Genomic DNA, 16,202 nt, shown 5'->3' on the forward strand with positions numbered 1-16,202 from the left:
ATGACCGAAATCGAGGAGAGCCGTCCCTCGCGCCGCGCGCTGATCGGCTGGGGCGGGGCCGGGATCGCGCTCGGGGCCGTGGCGGCCGGGGGCGCGGTGGCGCTGACGGACGCCGGGTCGGGCACGCCGGACGCGGCCGGGTCCGGGCCCGGGGGCGCGGTGGAGTTCCACGGCGCCCACCAGGCGGGCATCGCGACGCCCGTGCAGGACCGGCTGCACTTCGCCGCGTTCGACGTGAAGACCGACGACCGCGAGGAGTTCGTCCGGCTGCTGAAGGACTGGACGGCCGCGGCCCGGCGGATGACCGCGGGCGAGCCGGTCGGCGAGGGCGCCTACGGCGGGCTCCCCGAGGCCCCGCCGGACGACACCGGCGAGGCGCTGGGCCTCACCCCGTGCCGGCTGACCCTGACCATCGGCTTCGGCCCCTCCCTGTTCGACAGGTTCGGGCTGCGCGACAGGCGGCCCGAAGCCCTCGTCGACCTGCCCGAGTTCCCCGGGGACAACCTGGAGAAGACCCGCACCGGCGGGGACCTGTGCGTCCAGGCCTGCGCGGACGACCCCCAGGTCGCCGTGCACGCCGTCCGCAACCTCGCCCGCATCGGCTTCGGCAAGGTCGCCGTGCGCTGGTCCCAGCTCGGCTTCGGCAAGACCTCGTCGACCACCCCGGACGCGCAGACCCCGCGCAACCTGTTCGGCTTCAAGGACGGCACCCGCAACATCGCGGGCACCGAGACCGACCGGCTGAGGAAGTTCGTGTGGGTCGGCGACGGGGACGGGCCCGACTGGATGAGCGGCGGCTCTTACCTCGTCGCCCGGCGCATCCGCATGAACATCGAGACCTGGGACCGTACGTCGCTCCAGGAGCAGGAGGACGTGTTCGGGCGGGACAAGCGCGAGGGCGCGCCGGTCGGCAAGGCGGGCGAGCACGACGCGCCGTTCCTGAAGGCGATGAAGCCCACCGCGCACGTACGGCTCGCGCACCCGGACGCCAACGGCGGGATCACCGTCCTGCGCCGCGGCTACTCCTTCACCGACGGCACCGACGGGCTCGGCCGGCTGGACGCGGGCCTGTTCTTCCTGGCCTACCAGCGTGACGTGCGCCACGGCTTCATCCCGCTCCAGCGCAAGCTGTCGGCGCACGACGCGCTGAACGAGTACGTCCAGCACGTTGGTTCCGCGGTCTTCGCGGTCCCGCCGGGCGTCCGGGACGCCGATGACTGGTGGGGCCGTTCACTGTTCTCGAAGGAGGCGTAGCCGTGTTCTCCAACTACCTGATCGGTCTGCGGGAGGGGCTGGAGGCGTCGCTCGTCGTCTGCATCCTGATCGCGTACCTGGTCAAGACCGGTCGCCGGGACGCCCTGCGGCCCGTCTGGACCGGCATCGCCGTCGCGATCGCGCTGGCGCTGGGCTTCGGCTGCGCGCTCGAATTCGGCTCCCAGGAGATGACGTTCCAGGCGCAGGAGGCGCTCGGCGGTTCGCTGTCGATCCTCGCGGTGGGCCTGGTGACCTGGATGGTGTTCTGGATGCGGCGCACCGCCCGGCACCTGAGGTCCGAGCTGCACGGCAAGCTGGACGCGGCGCTCGCGATGGGCACCGGCGCGCTGGTCGCCACGGCGTTCCTCGCGGTCGGCCGGGAGGGCCTGGAGACCGCCCTGTTCGTGTGGGCCTCGGTGCACGCGGCGGGCGACGGCACCCCGCGCCCGCTCATCGGCGTCGCCCTCGGCCTCGCCACGGCGGTGGTGCTGGGCTGGCTGTTCTACCGGGGCGCGCTGCGCATCAACCTGGCGAAGTTCTTCACCTGGACCGGCGGCATGCTGGTCGTGGTCGCGGCGGGCGTGCTGGCGTACGGCTTCCACGACCTCCAGGAGGCCGGCTGGATCCCCGGCCTCACCCACCTGGCCTTCGACATCAGCGACACCGTCGAGCCGGACAGCTGGTACGGCACGCTCCTGAAGGGTGTGTTCAACTTCCAGCCGGACCCGACGGTCGTCCAGGTCACGGTCTGGGCCCTGTACTTGGTCCCGGTGCTCACGGTGTTCCTCGCCCCGGTAGGGTTCGCCTCCGGGAAGGGGAAGGTGAAGGAGCCCGATGACCAGGGAACGCAGCCCTCGACGGCTTCGCCGGCGTGACCGGAACACACTGATGGCGGCCGCGCTGGCCGCCTTGTCCTGCACGGCGAGCGGGTGTGTGGTGGTGCACGGGGAGCGCGAGGTGATGCCCGGCGCGACCGTCGCTCAGGCCACGAAGGCGGTGGCCGCTTTCACCGACGCGTACAACAAGGCCGACAAGGCGTACGACAGTTCGCTCGACGCGCCCTACGTCACCGGGCCGCTCGCCGACATCGACGCCGCCCGGCTGAAGGCGGGGCACGCCGGCAGCCCGTCCGGCAACGCGAGTCACGTGCCGCTGAAGCTGTCGGACGTGCGGATCACGATTCCGAAGAAGGCGGGCTGGCCCCGCTGGTTCCTCGCGGACGCCAAGGGCAACAAGGCCGGGAACTACCGCTGGCTGCTGGTGTTCACGCGGGCGGACCTGGGTGAGCGGTGGCGGGTGGCGTATCTGACGCTGGCCGCGCCGGGCGCGGTGCCGGAGTTCAAGAAGGACGGGAACGGGTGGGGCGAGGCGGTGCCGGCGTCCTCGACGGAACTTGCCGTGGCCCCCGCCGACTTGAGCCGCTCGTACGTGAACTACCTGCAGAAGGGCGGCAAGTCGTTCGCCGACGGGCCGAACACGAGCCAGTTGCGGGCCTATCGCCGAAGTCAGGCCCGCAAGCCGGGCCTGGTGCGCCAGTACATCGACCAGCCGCTGACCCATGGCGACTACGCCCCGCTGGCGCTGCGCACGGCGGACGGCGGTGCGCTGGTCTTCTTCACCACGCACCACTACGAGAAGGAGACCGCCGCCGCGAACAGCTCGGTGCCGGCGCCCAGCAAGGCCGTACAGGCCCTCACCACGGGCGAGATCCACCAGTCCCTCACGCTGGAGTCGGTCGCCGGCCAGGCCGCGCTGGACCCGGCGGGCAAGGGGGCGGTGTCGATCGTGGCGAAGGTGAACGGCGTGACCGGGGCGAAGGGCGAGTAGCCCCTCCGGTGGGCCTCTGGGCGCCGGGGTCAGTGGCGCAGGGGCCAGGGCCGGTCGAGGCCGGGGGCGGCCTCCTCGCTGACGTGCCGGGCGCAGGCGTCGGTGAGGGGTTCCAGCAGGGTCAGGGGCTCGGGCAACGGGTGCTCCGGGCCGCGCAGCCAGCGGACCCGCTGGTCCTCACCGGGAAGACGCGCCGGGGGCACGAGGACGTAGGAACCCCGGCAGTGCCAGCGCAGGCCGGGGTGCTCGGCCATCGTCTCGGGGTGGCAGTCCAGCTCGCAGGGCCACCATTCGTCCTCGTCCTCGGGGGTGCCCCGGGTGAGGGTGAAGAACAGCATCCGGCCGTCGTCGCTCTCGGCGACCGGCCCCACCTCGACACCCTGTGCCAGCAGCCGCTCCAGCGCCTCCTGGCCGGCCCGCGCCGGCACGTCCAGGACGTCGTGGACCATGCCGGTCGCGGTGATGAAGTTGGCCTGCGGCTGGTGCCGGGCCCAGCGCTCGATCTGGGGGCGGTCGATCGTGGACTGCGTCTGCCAGGCGAACGACACGGGGTGCCGGGCCGGGGTGGGACAGCCCACGCGGTCGCAGGAACACCGGTAGCCGGGCGCCGGATGGGCGGCGGGGGCGAGCGGCAGTCCCGCTTCGGCGGCGGCGAGCAGCAGGGCCTCACGGCCGCCGTCGTCGGCGACGCCCTCCTTGGGGCGGCGTCCACGCAGCCACTGGGAGAGTTTGCCCTGCCGGCCGCTCCGGCCGCCGAACGTCCCGCTCATCAATCCCCTCGCCTCGCTGGTGTGCGGACAGCATGCCTCATGGTCCCACCTTCGTGCGCTTCGGGGGGCGGCAGGTGGATACGGGGGGAATCGGGCGAGACGTACCTCACACCGTCGGCTCCGGGGGCCAGGCGGAGCCCCAGTCCGTGTCGCGGGCCGCCTTGTACAGGTCGCCGTGGCGTTTGGTGATCGTCGTACGGCACAGTTCCTCGTCCGGTCCGCACAGGTCCAGGAGGACCTGACCCTTGCGGATCTGGGGGCGGCGTACGACGCGGGCGGGGGCGGGCTCGGCGGGCAGGCGGGTGGCGGCGACGTAGGAGAACTTCTCGTCCTCGTAGGCCAGGGTCCCGCCCTTGACCCGGCGGTGCAGGGAGGAGCGGGGGACGCGGGCGGAGAAGTGGCACCAGTCGGTGCCCGGCACGATCGGGCAGGCGGCGCTGTGCGGGCAGGGCGCGGCGACCTCGAACCCGGCGCGGATCAGCCGGTCGCGGGCCTCGATGACCCGGGCGTACCCGGCTGGCGTGCCGGCCTCCACGATCACCACGGCCCGCGCGGTGGCCGCGGCGGTGTCGACGAGCGCGGTGCGGTCGGACTCCTCCAGCTCGTTGAGGACGTAGGACACGGTGAGCAGGTCGGCGGGTTCCAGGGCGAGCGCGGAGCCGATGCGGGCGCGCTGCCAGCGGGCGTCGGCCAGGGCCGGGTTGGCGGCGGCCAGTTCCCGGCCGAGGGCGAGCGCGGGCTCGGCCCAGTCGAGGACGGTCACGGGGCGGGTACCGCCCCAGGTGTCGGTGACCGCCCAGGTCGCGGCGCCGGTGCCGCCGCCGATGTCCACATGGCTGCCGGGGACCCAGCCGGGGACGGCGTCGGCGAACGCCGCGAGGGCCGAGCGCACGGCCTCGAAGGTGGCCGGCATCCGGTAGGCGGCGTAGGCGGCGACGTCGGCGCGGTCGCGGAGGATCGGCGCGTGGGTCGGGGTGTCGCCGCGGTAGGCGGCGATGAGCCGTTCGACGGCGCCGGCGGCCTGGCTGGGAGGGAGTCCGTCGAGCATCTCGGCGAGGCTCCGGCGGAGGATCTCGGCCGGTGGTACGGGGGCGGTCACCTGGAGATTCTATGGCGCGCGGCGAGGGCGGCGGACCGTCCGGAACCCGGCTCCCGGACGGGTACCGCCCGCCCCCTCACACCACCGCCCGCGCCAGCCACGTCCCGATCGCGGCCCTCGGCGCGCTGTCCGCCGGCCTCCGGCGCGGATGCACGGTGTTCGCCAGGAGCACCACGAACGTGTCCGTCGCCCGGTCGAGGACCAGGGACGTGCCCGTGAAGCCGGTGTGGCCGGCGGCGCCGTGGCCGCAGAGGGCGCCCATGAACCAGGGCTGGTCGAGGGCGAAGCCGAGGCCGGGCGGGCGCAGGAGGAGGTCGGTGAAGTCGGGGGCGAGGACGCGGGCGGGGCCGTAGGAGCCGCCGGCGAGCAGGGTGCGACAGAAGACGGCGAGGTCGCGGGCGGTGGAGAAGAGACCGGCGTGCCCCGCGATGCCGCCGAGGGCCCAGGCGTTCTCGTCGTGCACGACGCCCCGCAGCATCCCCCGGTCGGCCTTGGCCCACGGCCGCCACTGGTCCTCGGTGGCCGCGGCCCCCGGGCAGGGCCCGAACCCGGTGGCGGTCATGCCGAGCGGCCGGGTGATGCCGTTGCGCACGAGGACGTCGAGGGTGCGGCCGGTGACCCGCTCCAGGACGAACTGGAGGAGCAGCATGTTCAGGTCCGAGTAGCGGTGGGTGCCGGGCGGGCTCGACGGCGCCTCGGCGCGCAGCATCGTCAGGCGGGCGGTGCGGTCCGGGCAGTCGTACAGCGGGAGTTCGGGGCGCAGCCCCGAGGTGTGGGTGAGCAACTGCCGCACCGTGACCCGGTGTTCGGACAGGGTCCGGAACTCCGGCAGGTAGTGGTCCACTTGGACGTCCATGCCCAGGGTGCCGCGCTCGATCTGCTGCACCGCCGCGACCGAGGTGAACAGCTTGGTCAGGGAGGCCAGGTCGAAGGGGGTGTCGACGGTGACCGGCACCCGGTCCTCGGGCGGCAGTTCGACGCCGGCGTCGGTGTGGGGGTCGTAGGAGGAGTAACGGACCGCCCAGCCCGCCGCCTCGGCCACGGCGATCACGGGTCCGCGCCCGGCCAGCACGACCGCGCCGGCCGCCCAGGGGCGCGGTCCTGCGGTGAGGGCGTGCACCTCGCCGACCAGGTGCCCGAGCGCGTCGGGGGCCAGCCCGGCCCGCCGCGGTGTGTCGGCGCGCAGTCTCGGTGCGCTCAGTTCTCGTCTCCTTCCGACCCCGCGCGGGTGTTCTCCCGCGTGTTCCAGGGACGGCACATTCCCACGAAGCAGGCCCCCGCGACCAGTGCGGCCGCCAGTTGGACGACGGCCATCGGGACCGCGGTGTGCTCCCCGGCGATCCCGACGAGCGGCGAGGCGACCGCGCCGACGAGGAAGGAGGAGGTGCCGAGCAGCGCGGACGCGGAGCCGGCGGCGTGCTTGGTGCGCAGCAGGGCGAGGGTCTGGGCGTTGGGCATGGTCAGGCCCATCGCGGACATCAGGACGAACAGCGCGGCGGCGATGGGCGCGAGGCCCACCGCGCCGAAGACTCCGGTGGACATCAGCAGCAGCGCGGTCGCGGCGAGCGTGATCACCGCGAGCCCGGCCGCCAGCACCTTGTCCAGGCTGACCCGGCCGACCAGCACCTTGCCGTTGATCTGCCCGGCGACCACGAGGCCGACCGAGTTGAGGCCGAACAGCAGGCTGAAGGTCTGCGGGGAGGCGCCGTAGATCTCCTGGACGACGAAGGGGGAGGCGGATATGTAGGCGAACAGCGCGGCGAAGGCGAAGCCGCCGGCCAGCATGTATCCGGTGAAGGGGAGGTCGGCGAGGAGCGTGCGCATCGAGCGCAGCGCGTGGCCCACTCCCCCGCCGTGCCGGCCCGCCGGCGGCAGGGTCTCCGGCAGTCGCAGCCAGACCAGCGCGCCGAGCAGCGCCCCGATCACGGTGAGCACCAGGAACACCCCGCGCCAGTCGGTCACCCGCAGGATCTGCCCGCCGATCAGCGGCGCCACGACGGGCGCGACCCCGGAGATCAGCATCAGGGTGGAGAAGAAGCGGGCCATGGCGACACCGTCGTAGAGGTCGCGTACGACGGCCCGCGCGATGACGATGCCGGCCGCGCCCGCGAGGCCCTGGACCAGCCGGAAGGCGACCAGTGTCCCGACGTTCGGGGCCAGGGCGCACAGGGCGGTCGCGAGGAGGTTCACGGCGAGGCCGGCCAGCAGCGGCCGGCGCCGTCCCCAGCGGTCGCTCATCGGTCCGACGACCAGCTGCCCGAGGGCCATGCCCAGCAGGCACGCGGTGAGGGTGAGCTGGACGGTGGCGGCGGGCGCGTGCAGGGACCGGGTGACCTCCGGGAGGGACGGGAGGTACATGTCCATGGCGAGCGGGGGCGTCGCGGTGAGGCCGCCGAGGACGAGGGTGACGAGGAGGCCGGTGCGGCGGGCGGCGGGGGGTGCGGTGGTGTGGTCCGTGTCGTCCGTCCGCGGTGCCGGTGCCGCCGCGTGCTCGGGCATGGGTCCCCTCCCTGGGTCGAGGCGTCCGGGCCGGGACGCCTTGCTTGAAACTTCCACTGAAACGTGACTCCTATGTTCCCAGTTCGGACGGACCGCCGAGGAACACGGCAGGGGAACGTACGTACGACGAAGCGGGCGCCTACTCTCCGTGCCATGACTGACACCCAATCGAAGATCGCGGTGGTGACCGGCGCCGGTTCCGGGATCGGCCGGGCGGTCGCCGTGGAGCTGCTGCGCACCGGCTGGTCGGTGGCGCTGGCCGGACGACACGTCGAGACACTGGCGCAGACGGCGGCGCTCGCGCCCGGGGCGCCCTCGATCGCCGTACGCACCGACGTGGCGCGGCCCGAGGACGTGGCGGCGCTGTTCGCGGCCACCGTGGACCGGTTCGGCCGGCTGGACCTGCTGTTCAACAACGCGGGCACGTTCGGGCCCGGCGGGGTCCCGGTCGAGGAACTCCCCTACGACGCCTGGCGGCACGTGGTGGACACCAACCTCAACGGGGCGTTCCTGTGCGCGCAGACGGCGTACCGGACGATGAAGGAGCAGAGCCCGCGAGGCGGCCGGATCATCAACAACGGCTCGATCTCCGCGCACGCGCCCCGCCCGCACTCGGTCGCCTACACCGCGACCAAGCACGCGCTGACCGGCCTCACCAAGTCCCTCTCCCTGGACGGGCGTCCGTACCGGATCGCGGTCGGGCAGATCGACATCGGCAACGCGGCCACCGAGATGACGCGGCGGATGAGCACCGGCGTGCTCCAGGCGAACGGCGAGACGGCACCCGAGCCGATGATGGACGTGGCCGAAGTGGCGCGCACTGTACGGCACATGGCGGAGCTGCCGCTGGAGGCGAATGTGCAGTTCGCGACGGTGCTGGCGACGGCGATGCCGTACATCGGGCGCGGCTGACCCCCAACTCCCCCCGTAGGTACGCACATACGTGCCACCGGAATTCCAACACCTCGGGTATTGCGACCGGTTGGGGCTCTGTGCTCAACTCTTCTCCACAAGAGCTTCACACTTGGGGCAGACGTATTCCGAGACCATCGCGAGGGGGGATACGGCGGTCGTCCCACCGCGCCGGCCATCAGACCGGCGGCGGGACGACCGCCGTACGACGTCAGCGCCGGTGCCGGCCGCCGCCCGGCTGGTCCGTCGGAGCCGGGGGCTCCAGCGGGTCCGGCTCCGCCGCGCGCGGCGCGGGGGCCCTGCGGGTGCCGGCCGCCTCCCGGGCTTCGAGGACCCGGCGGCGGCGCCGCAGCAGGAAGCCGCCCGCCGTCGCGAGCAGGACCGCCGTACCCGCCGCGCCCTCCACGAGACGCCCGGCGGAGGGGCCCTTGGCCGATGTGCCCGCCGCGCCGGCCGCGCCCTGCCCGCCCGCGTGCGCGGGCGCCGGGGACGCGGTCGCGCCGCCCTCGCTGAGCGGCTCGACCAGCGCGCCCACCGGCTGGGCCGTACGGCCGTGGGTGAAGCCCCAGTCGAGGAGGGCGGCGGTCTGCTCGTAGACGGCGTTGCTGCCGGTGGCCGGGTGCATGACCGTCACCAGCAGGGTGCGCCCGTCGCGGGTGGCGGCACCGGTGAAGGTGTTGCCTGCGTGGCTGGTGTAACCATTCTTCACGCCGATCAGGCCGTCGTACGTCTTCAGGCCCCACGCCCCGGTCAGCAGGCGGTCGGTGTTCTGGATCTGGAAGGTCTTCTTGCCGCCCGCCGGGAAGTTCGCGGTGCGGGTGCCGCAGTAGCCCCGGAAGTCGGGGTCCTTCAGCCCGTGCCGGGCGAAGAGCGTGAGGTCGTACGCCGAGGACAGCTGGCCCGGGTGGTCGAAGCCGTCGGGGCTGACCACATGCGTGTCGAGGGCCTGGAGGTCCCGCGCCCTGGCCTGCATCTCGGCGACGGTCCTGGCGATGCCGCCGTTCATGTGCGCGAGGACGTGCACGGCGTCGTTGCCGGAGCGCAGGAAGACGCCCTGCCACAGCTGCTCGACGGTATAGGTGATGCCCGCCTTGATCCCGACCAGGCTGGAGCCGGCCGGGACGTCGGAGATGTCGGAGTCCTTGACCGTGTACTTCTCGGCGCGGTCGAACTTCTTCAGCACCGTGTCCGCGAACAGCATCTTCAGCGTGGACGCGGGCGCGAGGCGCTGGTGGGCGTTGAAGGAGGCGAGCACCTCACCGGTCGTACCGTCGGCGACCAGCCAGGCGCGGGCGGTGAGCCGCTTGGTGGGCACCGCGCCGGCACCCTGCACCTGGAGCCCGCGGCGGGCCAGCCGGCCGCCGCCGATGGCGGTGGCCGGGGACGCCGCGAAGGCCGGGGCGGCCGCGGACAGCGGGAGGGCGGCGGACATGGGAAGGGCGGCGGCCGTCAGCCCGAGGACGGCACGCCGGCTGAGCCGGGAGGATTCGCGCACCCCGGGACGGTACACCGCGCCGAGCAGCGGATTCGGCACCGAAGGGCGGTGACGGCCAGGGAATTTGCCACGTTATGAAAATCTGACCGGATAACGTGACGTGGCCGACGTGAGCAGCTTCACGCCTGACCGGTCTCGAAGCGCGCGATCCGTCCGTCCTCGTCGACGGTGAAGCTCCACCGGGTGTTCATCTCGCCCCACGTGTCGTTGCGGTAGCGGGCGACCAGGGCGCGACCGCCACGGGACTCGTTGTCGACGTCGATATGACCGTGGGACGAGAAGATCTCCCGGTCGATCCAGTCGGCGAGATCGCGGTCGGAGCCGTCGTCGGACATGGTCGCGTCCGGCGCGAGCAGCGCCAGGAAGCCCTCGCGGTCATGGGCGTTGACGGCGTTGACGAAGGCCCGGACGGCCGGATCGCTGAGTTTGGCTGGCTGAATCGTCATGGCGTCAGGCTCACACCGGGGCCCTGGCACCGCCACCGGAGCGCGGGGCGAGATTCGTCCGATGGTGCGACCGGAGTGACGGTGGTAACACGGGGAGGAGTTCTGCCGTACGGGCATTTCCCCGTCTTCGTCTCTGTCGCCTCGGCCTGGGAGCCACCATGACCTGTTACGACCGGCGTGATCTGGGCCTGCTGCTGCTCCGGCTGGGCACCGGCGGGGTACTGGCGGCACACGGTGCGCAGAAGCTGTTCGGCTGGTTCGGCGGCCACGGCCTGGAGGGCACCGGCCAGTTCATGGAGTCCGTCGGCTACGCCCCCGGCAAGGCGAGCGCCACGGCGGCGGGCCTCGCGGAGACCGGCGGCGGCACCCTGCTCGCCCTGGGTCTGGCCACCCCGGCGGCGGGAGCGGCGGCCGCGGGCGCGATGGCGGGCGCGGCGGCGGTCCACGCCCCCAACGGCTTCTTCGCCCAGGCGGGCGGCTACGAGTACGCGGCCACCCTGGGCCTCGCCACGGTGGGTCTCGCGATCACCGGCCCCGGCCGCCTCTCCCTCGACCACGCCCTCGGCCACGTCCTCAACCGCGGCTGGATGGTACCGGCCGCCCTCGCGGCGACGGCGGCGGGCACGGCGGTGGTGGTGGGGGCACGGACGCGACGGGTCCGGGCGAAGACGGAGGGCAAGCAGGAGGCGCTGTTCGATGAGGTCGAGCAGTCCTAGGAGGAGTGGATCTCCATCGTCCACGACGTGCCGGGCGGCCGCGCATGGCAGGCTGCCCCGCATGACCGACCAGCACTCGACCCCCCTCCCCCTCTGGCCCGCCATCGACGAACTCTTCTCCCGCCTGGAGGCCACCCGGACGGCCCAGCCCGGCCGGGAGGCCCTGCTGCTGCGCATCCTCAAGCTGTCGGAGGAGGCCGGCGAGGTCGCGGAGGCGGTGATCGGCGCGACCGGCCAGAACCCGCGCAAGGGCGTCACCCACACCTGGGAGGACGTCCAGGCGGAACTGTGCGACGTGGTCATCACCGCCCTGGTGGCCCTGCGGACCCTGACCCCGGAGGCGGGGGATGTGTTCGAACGGCATCTGAAGCGGGTGCGGGAGCGGCCGCTGAAGCCGTCGGTGTAGCTCGCGAACGGTTCAGTCGTCCTCGAAACGCCAGAGCACCAGGACGTTCTCGTCCGACACCCCGATGAGGCAGATGTCGATGGTGGGGCCGGCGAGGACATTGGCGTGGAACGACGAGGCCAGGAAATCGGCCTCCGCACCGTCCTCCGCGTGCCCGTGGTTGGTGAAGAAGCGCGCGCTGTCCCCCACGGCTCCCAGGACTTCTCGCAGACAGGCGTCGCGTTCCGCGTTCGGCACGCGAAGGGAGGGATGGGGGCCGTACAGAAGAGATCCGACCGAGATCAGCCCGGCCAGCTCCAGAGCCTGGGTGGGGAAGATCTCCAGGAGGCTGTCCCGCAATTCCCCGGAATCAACCTGCCGGAGTGCGGGACTTCCCTGGATCGTGTTCATCACAGTGTCGTGCCAGTCCGATTCCCCGCGGGCGGCGAGCGCGGCGAAGCAGGAGCGTCCGTCGAAGCACCCTCGCGCGCAGACCGGCAATTCTGCCCTGCTTTCCGTCATAACTCCTCCCCGCGCCGCTCGCTTGCCACGGCCAAGGTGTGAATGATCCGGGCCGGCGGGGCCGAGCCAATGGGGTCGTCCACGTAAGGCTCCAGTAATCCACAGATACCGAATCCGTCACGCGATCACCCTGATTCCAGCCCGTCAAGGTGCAGGAACTGCTCGACTCAGCTCTCACCGACCAGCACGGCCAGTTGTCCGGCGACGACCGCCAGCCAGCCGCTGGGTGAGTAGGGGGCGGGGGGATCGACCTCCATGCCGAGTTCCGCGACGGCGAGGGCGTGGTCGGACTCGTCCAGGTCCAGCGCGAGCAGTTCCTGCAGCTCTCCGACGAGGCGGGCCACGAGCTGCCGGTCGGTGGAGTTCCGGTAGTCCTCGACGGCGGCATGATGGTCGTCGAACTCGTCCGGCATGTCCTGGGAGAACCATCCCCCGAGGAACTGTCCCAGCTCCGGGAAGCGGGCGTGCCACTCCCAGTGGGTGGCGGGGACCGCGGGCGGCGGCACCTCTCCCGTCTCGATGCTGTGCCTGATGTGGTCGGCGAGGCAGCGCAGCCAGGCCTGGATCTCGCCCTGGGCCAGGCCGACATCGGGGATGGCGTAGAACTCGCCGAGCCGCAGCCGGAGCCGTCCCGGCGGACTGTCGGCGTACTCCCGCAACTGCCGCTCGGCGGCGGCGAGGGCCCACGGCCGGCTGTGCCAGGTGTGCCGGAGGTAGGCGGTCAGAGCCGGGCCGGGCCGCTCCGGGGTGTCGTCCGCGGGCTGCCCGAGGTAAGCGCGCATGACCTGGTCGAGCTCGCCGTAGCGGCGGTCGTGTTCGAGGGGGCTCAGGGGCACGGTGGTCAGCCTCTACGGGTCTACGGGTCTACAGATGGATCGGGAACGTGGACTGCACGGTGAAGCCGTGCGGGCGTGTGGGGTCCCGCCTGAGGACCACCCGGGCGGCCCGCACCTCGACGGGCTCCCGGCCCGCCAGCATCATCGCCTGCAACAACACCCGCCCGACCGGCTCCTCCCGCGCGGGCCAGGCCGCCTCGATACTCAACCGCGCCCGCGTGGACTGCGCGAGCCAGCGGTGGATGAGCTGCTCATTGGCGGTGACGACCTGCTGGGTGGCCCATTGGGCGGTGTCGCGGTCGGGGTAGGTGGCGGATCGGGTACGCATGATGGATTTCAGTCCTCGAAGAAGGTCCAGAAGACTCCGACCTCAGAATCGGAAACGACGACGAGGCCGCAGTCTGTGGTGAACTCGGACAGGCAATTCCACTCGGTTTCAGGATTCATGAGATTGGCGTTCGGATCATTCCGAGCCTCGGCCGCATTCGTATAACATCTGACATCCTGACCGAAGCGGGAGAGAATTCTATTGGCACAGGCCATAAGTCGTTCTTCGCGGTCTGCGAAATCCGGAATGTTGGCCGACTGATAGAACTCCCCTTGCAAGGCGACCAGCAGCTGTGCGGCGGATTCCCTCCCCACCGGGTACAGGAGACTGTCGAATTCTTCGAGGCGCAGATCGGCGAACGGCTTCTCGTCGGTCATCGCGGTGGCGCTGCTCGGCGGGGGGATGATCAGGGCACTCCAGCCACGCGGATCCTTGGCCTTGAGCATCATGACCGCCTGCACGTCTCGGCGCCAGTCGTCCTGTGTCCGCGGACCCACCGCCGCGAAGGCGAAAGCCCCTCCGAATAATTCCAGCAGGCCGGCCTGCCAGGCAGCGGAATCGAGCACCCTGTCCCCTTTCGTGGCTACGGCTGAACCGTGTCGCTGGGCATCGAAGTGAGTACGACATACGGCTTCAGCCGACACCCCCTCCCGGATGTCCGCTCCGGGACGTCCAGAGTGGTGAGTGAGATTCCTTCAGATGATCGACGCAGTACCGGGCGAGCAGTGGGAAGAAGTCGAGGAAGTCCTCGCTGCCCGCCCCGCCTCCCATCACCTCACAGAAGAACGCGTCCATCTGCTCCTCGGTATGGAAAAGAGCGAGAGCCTGGGCGCACTCGGCCACGACACTCGGCAGCTGCCACGGGCACCTCGGGTGCATCTCCTCGATGAACAGGAGGATTCCCTCCTCAACGGTGGAGTCCTGCATGTCGTCGCTGATCGCCACGCCGTCCTGACCCCAGTAGATCGGCAGAATCTGAGCGAAACGCGGGAAACGCAGAAGCAACTCATCCGTACCCAGCGGAAAATCTCCGGAGGACCGCCAATCACCGCTCTCCAGATGCCCGGCGATCTCCCGGAGAACCTGAGGCGTGCGGTCTTCGGTCTCCGCGCGAGGAATCCGGCCCAGCGCTTCGTCGTCGGGACGAACCTCGAACAGATCGGCGGCCACGCGGAGTTCGGCGGCAATCTCCCGCAGGTTCCGGCCGCCGTCCTGCTCGGCGGTCCGCATTCCACGGATGAGGGGAAACAGCCGCGTCCGCCATTGAGCGGAGTCATCGGGAATCCTTGCGTCCCACCCGTCATACGGAGCCAAGAGTACGCGAGCCCCCTGAAGGCTCCAGTAATCCACAGATCTCGAGTTCGTCACGCGATCATCCTACTTCTTGCACATTTTTCGGCATTGAGGTCATCACGGTGAAGGGAGGATCAAGGTCTCCGTTGTAGATGAGTCGCGTCTCGACCCCCTTCACCGACCTCGCCCTGTCCGCCGGGAAAGGATCGCTCTTCAGCTCCGCCTTGCTGATGCTCCGGCCACTGTCTCCGTACGGAGTGCTGGGGACGCTGATGTCCAGGCGTTGCTGCTTCTCGGGATCATTTTCCTTGTGCTTGGCGATCCATTCGCTGATCTCCTTGGAGTTCTGATCGATGTTGTACTGCGTCATCTTCTGCGCGGAATCCAGGTCGGAGAAGGTCGACGCCTCCCCGACCTGGGGCTGGCCATAAGGCCAGTCCGTACCCGGGCGAGGCGGTTTCTTGAGCTCGTCCCGCAGACGTTGCGCCAACTGCTCATCGGTCAGGCCGACATGCTTGGTGACGGTGTGCGAGTTCTCCATCCACTCCGTCGAGGCCAGATCGACCTTGTACACCCCGTGGTTCGCGTCACCCGGCGTGCTCCATTTGTGCTCGTTCTTGAAGTCGTTGAGCGAGCGCGCCCCGAACGCCTCGGCCCGCGCCTCTTCCGCCACGTAGGTCGGAGCGCTCAGCGCCGCCTCGTTCAGCTCGGGAACGAGTGCCCGAAGCTTCTCCGCCCCCTCGTGGAACGCCTTGTTGTAGTCGTCCACCGCCTTGTCCGCCCCGGACTTGTCCATGTGCGAGCGGAAGACCATGACGATCTTGCCGAACGTGGCGACAGCGGCCACCCTGGTGAACTCTTCCCAGCTGAAGCCGTCGGGCATCAGGTCCTTGACCGTGGCCTTGGCCGCCTCGGTGGCGAGGTGCTCGGTGGTCTTGCGGCACTTCTCCGCGGCGGTCGCCACATCATGGAATGCCGTCTTCATGTCGTCGCCGGTCTTCTTCAGGACCTCGATGATGGGCCGACGGGCGGACGGCGCCATCGATGGATTGGTACGCCAGTCCCGGCCACCGGTGTCCTTGGGACCCATGAAGCCGCCGTCCGGCTGCCAGCTTCGCCCCCAGGCGGTGGTCCCCCAGATCGACTGGCAGAAGGCGTTCATGGCGGCCTGCCACTCACTGTTGCCGCTGTCGGTCAGATAAGCCACGCAGCCGGTGAACGACTCGGCGGACTTCTGCGCGGATTTTCCCGCGGCTTCCCAGACGTTTCCGATACTGCGCAGATCGTCGGTCTCGGCTCCCGGAGTGATCTCGGCCGTCTTGCCCAGCCTCAGGCCCTCCTCGATGGCAGGCTTGATCAAGCCGGCCAGGAAGTCCGGGACATCGCCGATCGCACCCACGAAGGGGATGTCCGAGCCATCGCCCGTCCCCGTCCACTTGATCTCGGCGACCGGACCGTAGGACACATTGCCAACGCCGATCGGAGGGTCCCTGCGCGGTGGTGGCCCGTAGACACCGCGGGACGCCCAGTCGGCCGCCATGTAGTTGTTCGCGGTGAGGGTCAGCCCAACAGCGACCCCACCGATGCTGGCCACGGCTTTCGCCCAGACCTCCAGGAACAGCTTGGCGACCTCGCCGTACGCCTGCGCGAAGTCGTCGGGGCCTGACCCCTTTCCAGCCGCTTGCCGGTGATTCACCTCCTCGACCAGGTGCGTGGCGGCCTTGTGGAAGGTGAATTGTTCGTCGCGGACGAGCGCGGACGTGTAGTAGACGTGACCGGGTTCGATATGGAAACCCTTGCCGCTGAGGTTGAAAGGGTGG

General features: G+C 70.9%; 18 protein-coding genes. 6 read left to right on the forward strand and 12 right to left on the reverse strand.

Going from position 1 to position 16,202, the window contains the following annotated elements; genetic code table 11:
- From efeB to VT52_RS01690, 3 genes are read left to right on the forward strand one after another with little or no spacing between them, the layout of a single operon-like run.
- A complete protein-coding gene (gene efeB, locus VT52_RS01680) occupies window positions 1–1,254 on the forward strand; it encodes an iron uptake transporter deferrochelatase/peroxidase subunit (protein WP_046421159.1) in 1,254 nt (417 codons plus the stop codon).
- Between the two features lie 2 nt (window positions 1,255–1,256).
- The gene (gene efeU / locus VT52_RS01685; protein WP_046421158.1) at window positions 1,257–2,129 is read left to right on the forward strand and encodes an iron uptake transporter permease EfeU; all 873 of its coding nucleotides are present in this window, start codon (window positions 1,257–1,259) and stop codon (window positions 2,127–2,129) included.
- Window positions 2,089–3,081 carry an SCO2278 family lipoprotein gene (locus VT52_RS01690; protein ID WP_046421156.1) on the forward strand — a complete coding sequence of 331 codons (993 nt, stop codon included), beginning with the start codon at window positions 2,089–2,091 and terminating at the stop codon, window positions 3,079–3,081. Before efeU ends, VT52_RS01690 begins: the two co-directional genes overlap by 41 nt.
- A 29-nt stretch (window positions 3,082–3,110) precedes the next feature.
- On the opposite strand, the gene VT52_RS01695 is transcribed toward VT52_RS01690, so the two are convergent.
- The 4 genes from VT52_RS01695 to VT52_RS01710 all read right to left on the reverse strand — a co-directional run bounded on the left by VT52_RS01695 (window position 3,111) and on the right by VT52_RS01710 (window position 7,449).
- Window positions 3,111–3,851, reverse strand: coding sequence for a bifunctional DNA primase/polymerase (locus VT52_RS01695; RefSeq protein WP_046421355.1), 741 nt, complete (start codon window positions 3,849–3,851; stop codon window positions 3,111–3,113).
- Between the two features lie 106 nt (window positions 3,852–3,957).
- Complete coding sequence (locus tag VT52_RS01700; RefSeq protein ID WP_079174777.1) at window positions 3,958–4,950, reverse strand: small ribosomal subunit Rsm22 family protein; 993 nt, start codon at window positions 4,948–4,950, stop codon at window positions 3,958–3,960.
- Between the two features lie 76 nt (window positions 4,951–5,026).
- Window positions 5,027–6,208, reverse strand: coding sequence for a serine hydrolase domain-containing protein (locus VT52_RS01705; RefSeq protein ID WP_107481216.1), 1,182 nt, complete (start codon window positions 6,206–6,208; stop codon window positions 5,027–5,029).
- Window positions 6,148–7,449 carry a multidrug effflux MFS transporter gene (locus VT52_RS01710; protein WP_046421154.1) on the reverse strand — a complete coding sequence of 434 codons (1,302 nt, stop codon included), beginning with the start codon at window positions 7,447–7,449 and terminating at the stop codon, window positions 6,148–6,150. The genes VT52_RS01705 and VT52_RS01710 overlap by 61 nt, the downstream gene beginning before the upstream one ends.
- Before the next feature lie 153 nt (window positions 7,450–7,602).
- On the opposite strand from VT52_RS01710, the gene VT52_RS01715 reads away from it, so the two are divergent.
- Window positions 7,603–8,361, forward strand: coding sequence for an SDR family oxidoreductase (locus VT52_RS01715; protein ID WP_046421152.1), 759 nt, complete (start codon window positions 7,603–7,605; stop codon window positions 8,359–8,361).
- Between the two features lie 211 nt (window positions 8,362–8,572).
- On the opposite strand, the gene VT52_RS01720 is transcribed toward VT52_RS01715, so the two are convergent.
- Window positions 8,573–9,856: a D-alanyl-D-alanine carboxypeptidase family protein gene (locus VT52_RS01720; protein ID WP_240509620.1), complete on the reverse strand. Its 1,284-nt coding sequence runs from the start codon at window positions 9,854–9,856 to the stop codon at window positions 8,573–8,575.
- 119 nt (window positions 9,857–9,975) lie between these two features.
- A complete protein-coding gene (locus VT52_RS01725) occupies window positions 9,976–10,302 on the reverse strand; it encodes a nuclear transport factor 2 family protein (RefSeq protein ID WP_046421151.1) in 327 nt (108 codons plus the stop codon).
- Between the two features lie 158 nt (window positions 10,303–10,460).
- On the opposite strand from VT52_RS01725, the gene VT52_RS01730 reads away from it, so the two are divergent.
- Both VT52_RS01730 and VT52_RS01735 read left to right on the forward strand, forming a co-directional pair.
- Window positions 10,461–11,018: a DoxX family protein gene (locus tag VT52_RS01730; RefSeq protein WP_046421150.1), complete on the forward strand. Its 558-nt coding sequence runs from the start codon at window positions 10,461–10,463 to the stop codon at window positions 11,016–11,018.
- A 61-nt stretch (window positions 11,019–11,079) separates the two neighbouring features.
- Entirely contained in the window at window positions 11,080–11,424 is a 345-nt protein-coding gene (locus VT52_RS01735) for a MazG-like family protein (RefSeq protein ID WP_046421148.1), read from the forward strand.
- Window positions 11,425–11,436: 12 nt separating this feature from the next.
- Here the strand turns inward: VT52_RS01735 and VT52_RS01740 are convergent, their stop codons facing one another.
- The 6 genes from VT52_RS01740 to VT52_RS37745 form a co-directional block, all read right to left on the reverse strand.
- A complete protein-coding gene (locus tag VT52_RS01740) occupies window positions 11,437–11,763 on the reverse strand; it encodes a hypothetical protein (RefSeq protein ID WP_071387341.1) in 327 nt (108 codons plus the stop codon).
- A gap of 329 nt (window positions 11,764–12,092) precedes the next feature.
- Complete coding sequence (locus VT52_RS01745) at window positions 12,093–12,761, reverse strand: contact-dependent growth inhibition system immunity protein (protein WP_046421146.1); 669 nt, start codon at window positions 12,759–12,761, stop codon at window positions 12,093–12,095.
- A 28-nt stretch (window positions 12,762–12,789) separates the two neighbouring features.
- Window positions 12,790–13,089 (reverse strand): RNase A-like domain-containing protein, encoded by a 300-nt coding sequence (locus tag VT52_RS01750; protein ID WP_046421144.1) that lies wholly within the window; start codon window positions 13,087–13,089, stop codon window positions 12,790–12,792.
- A gap of 8 nt (window positions 13,090–13,097) precedes the next feature.
- Complete coding sequence (locus tag VT52_RS01755; protein WP_046421143.1) at window positions 13,098–13,655, reverse strand: hypothetical protein; 558 nt, start codon at window positions 13,653–13,655, stop codon at window positions 13,098–13,100.
- Between the two features lie 67 nt (window positions 13,656–13,722).
- Complete coding sequence (locus VT52_RS01760) at window positions 13,723–14,319, reverse strand: hypothetical protein (RefSeq protein ID WP_046421142.1); 597 nt, start codon at window positions 14,317–14,319, stop codon at window positions 13,723–13,725.
- 142 nt (window positions 14,320–14,461) lie between these two features.
- On the reverse strand, window positions 14,462–16,202 hold a 1,741-nt coding region (locus tag VT52_RS37745; protein ID WP_071387343.1), incomplete at its 5' end, for an RNase A-like domain-containing protein.

The sequence above is a fragment of the Streptomyces malaysiense genome, assembly GCF_000980885.2.
Lineage (GTDB): Bacteria > Actinomycetota > Actinomycetes > Streptomycetales > Streptomycetaceae > Streptomyces > Streptomyces malaysiense.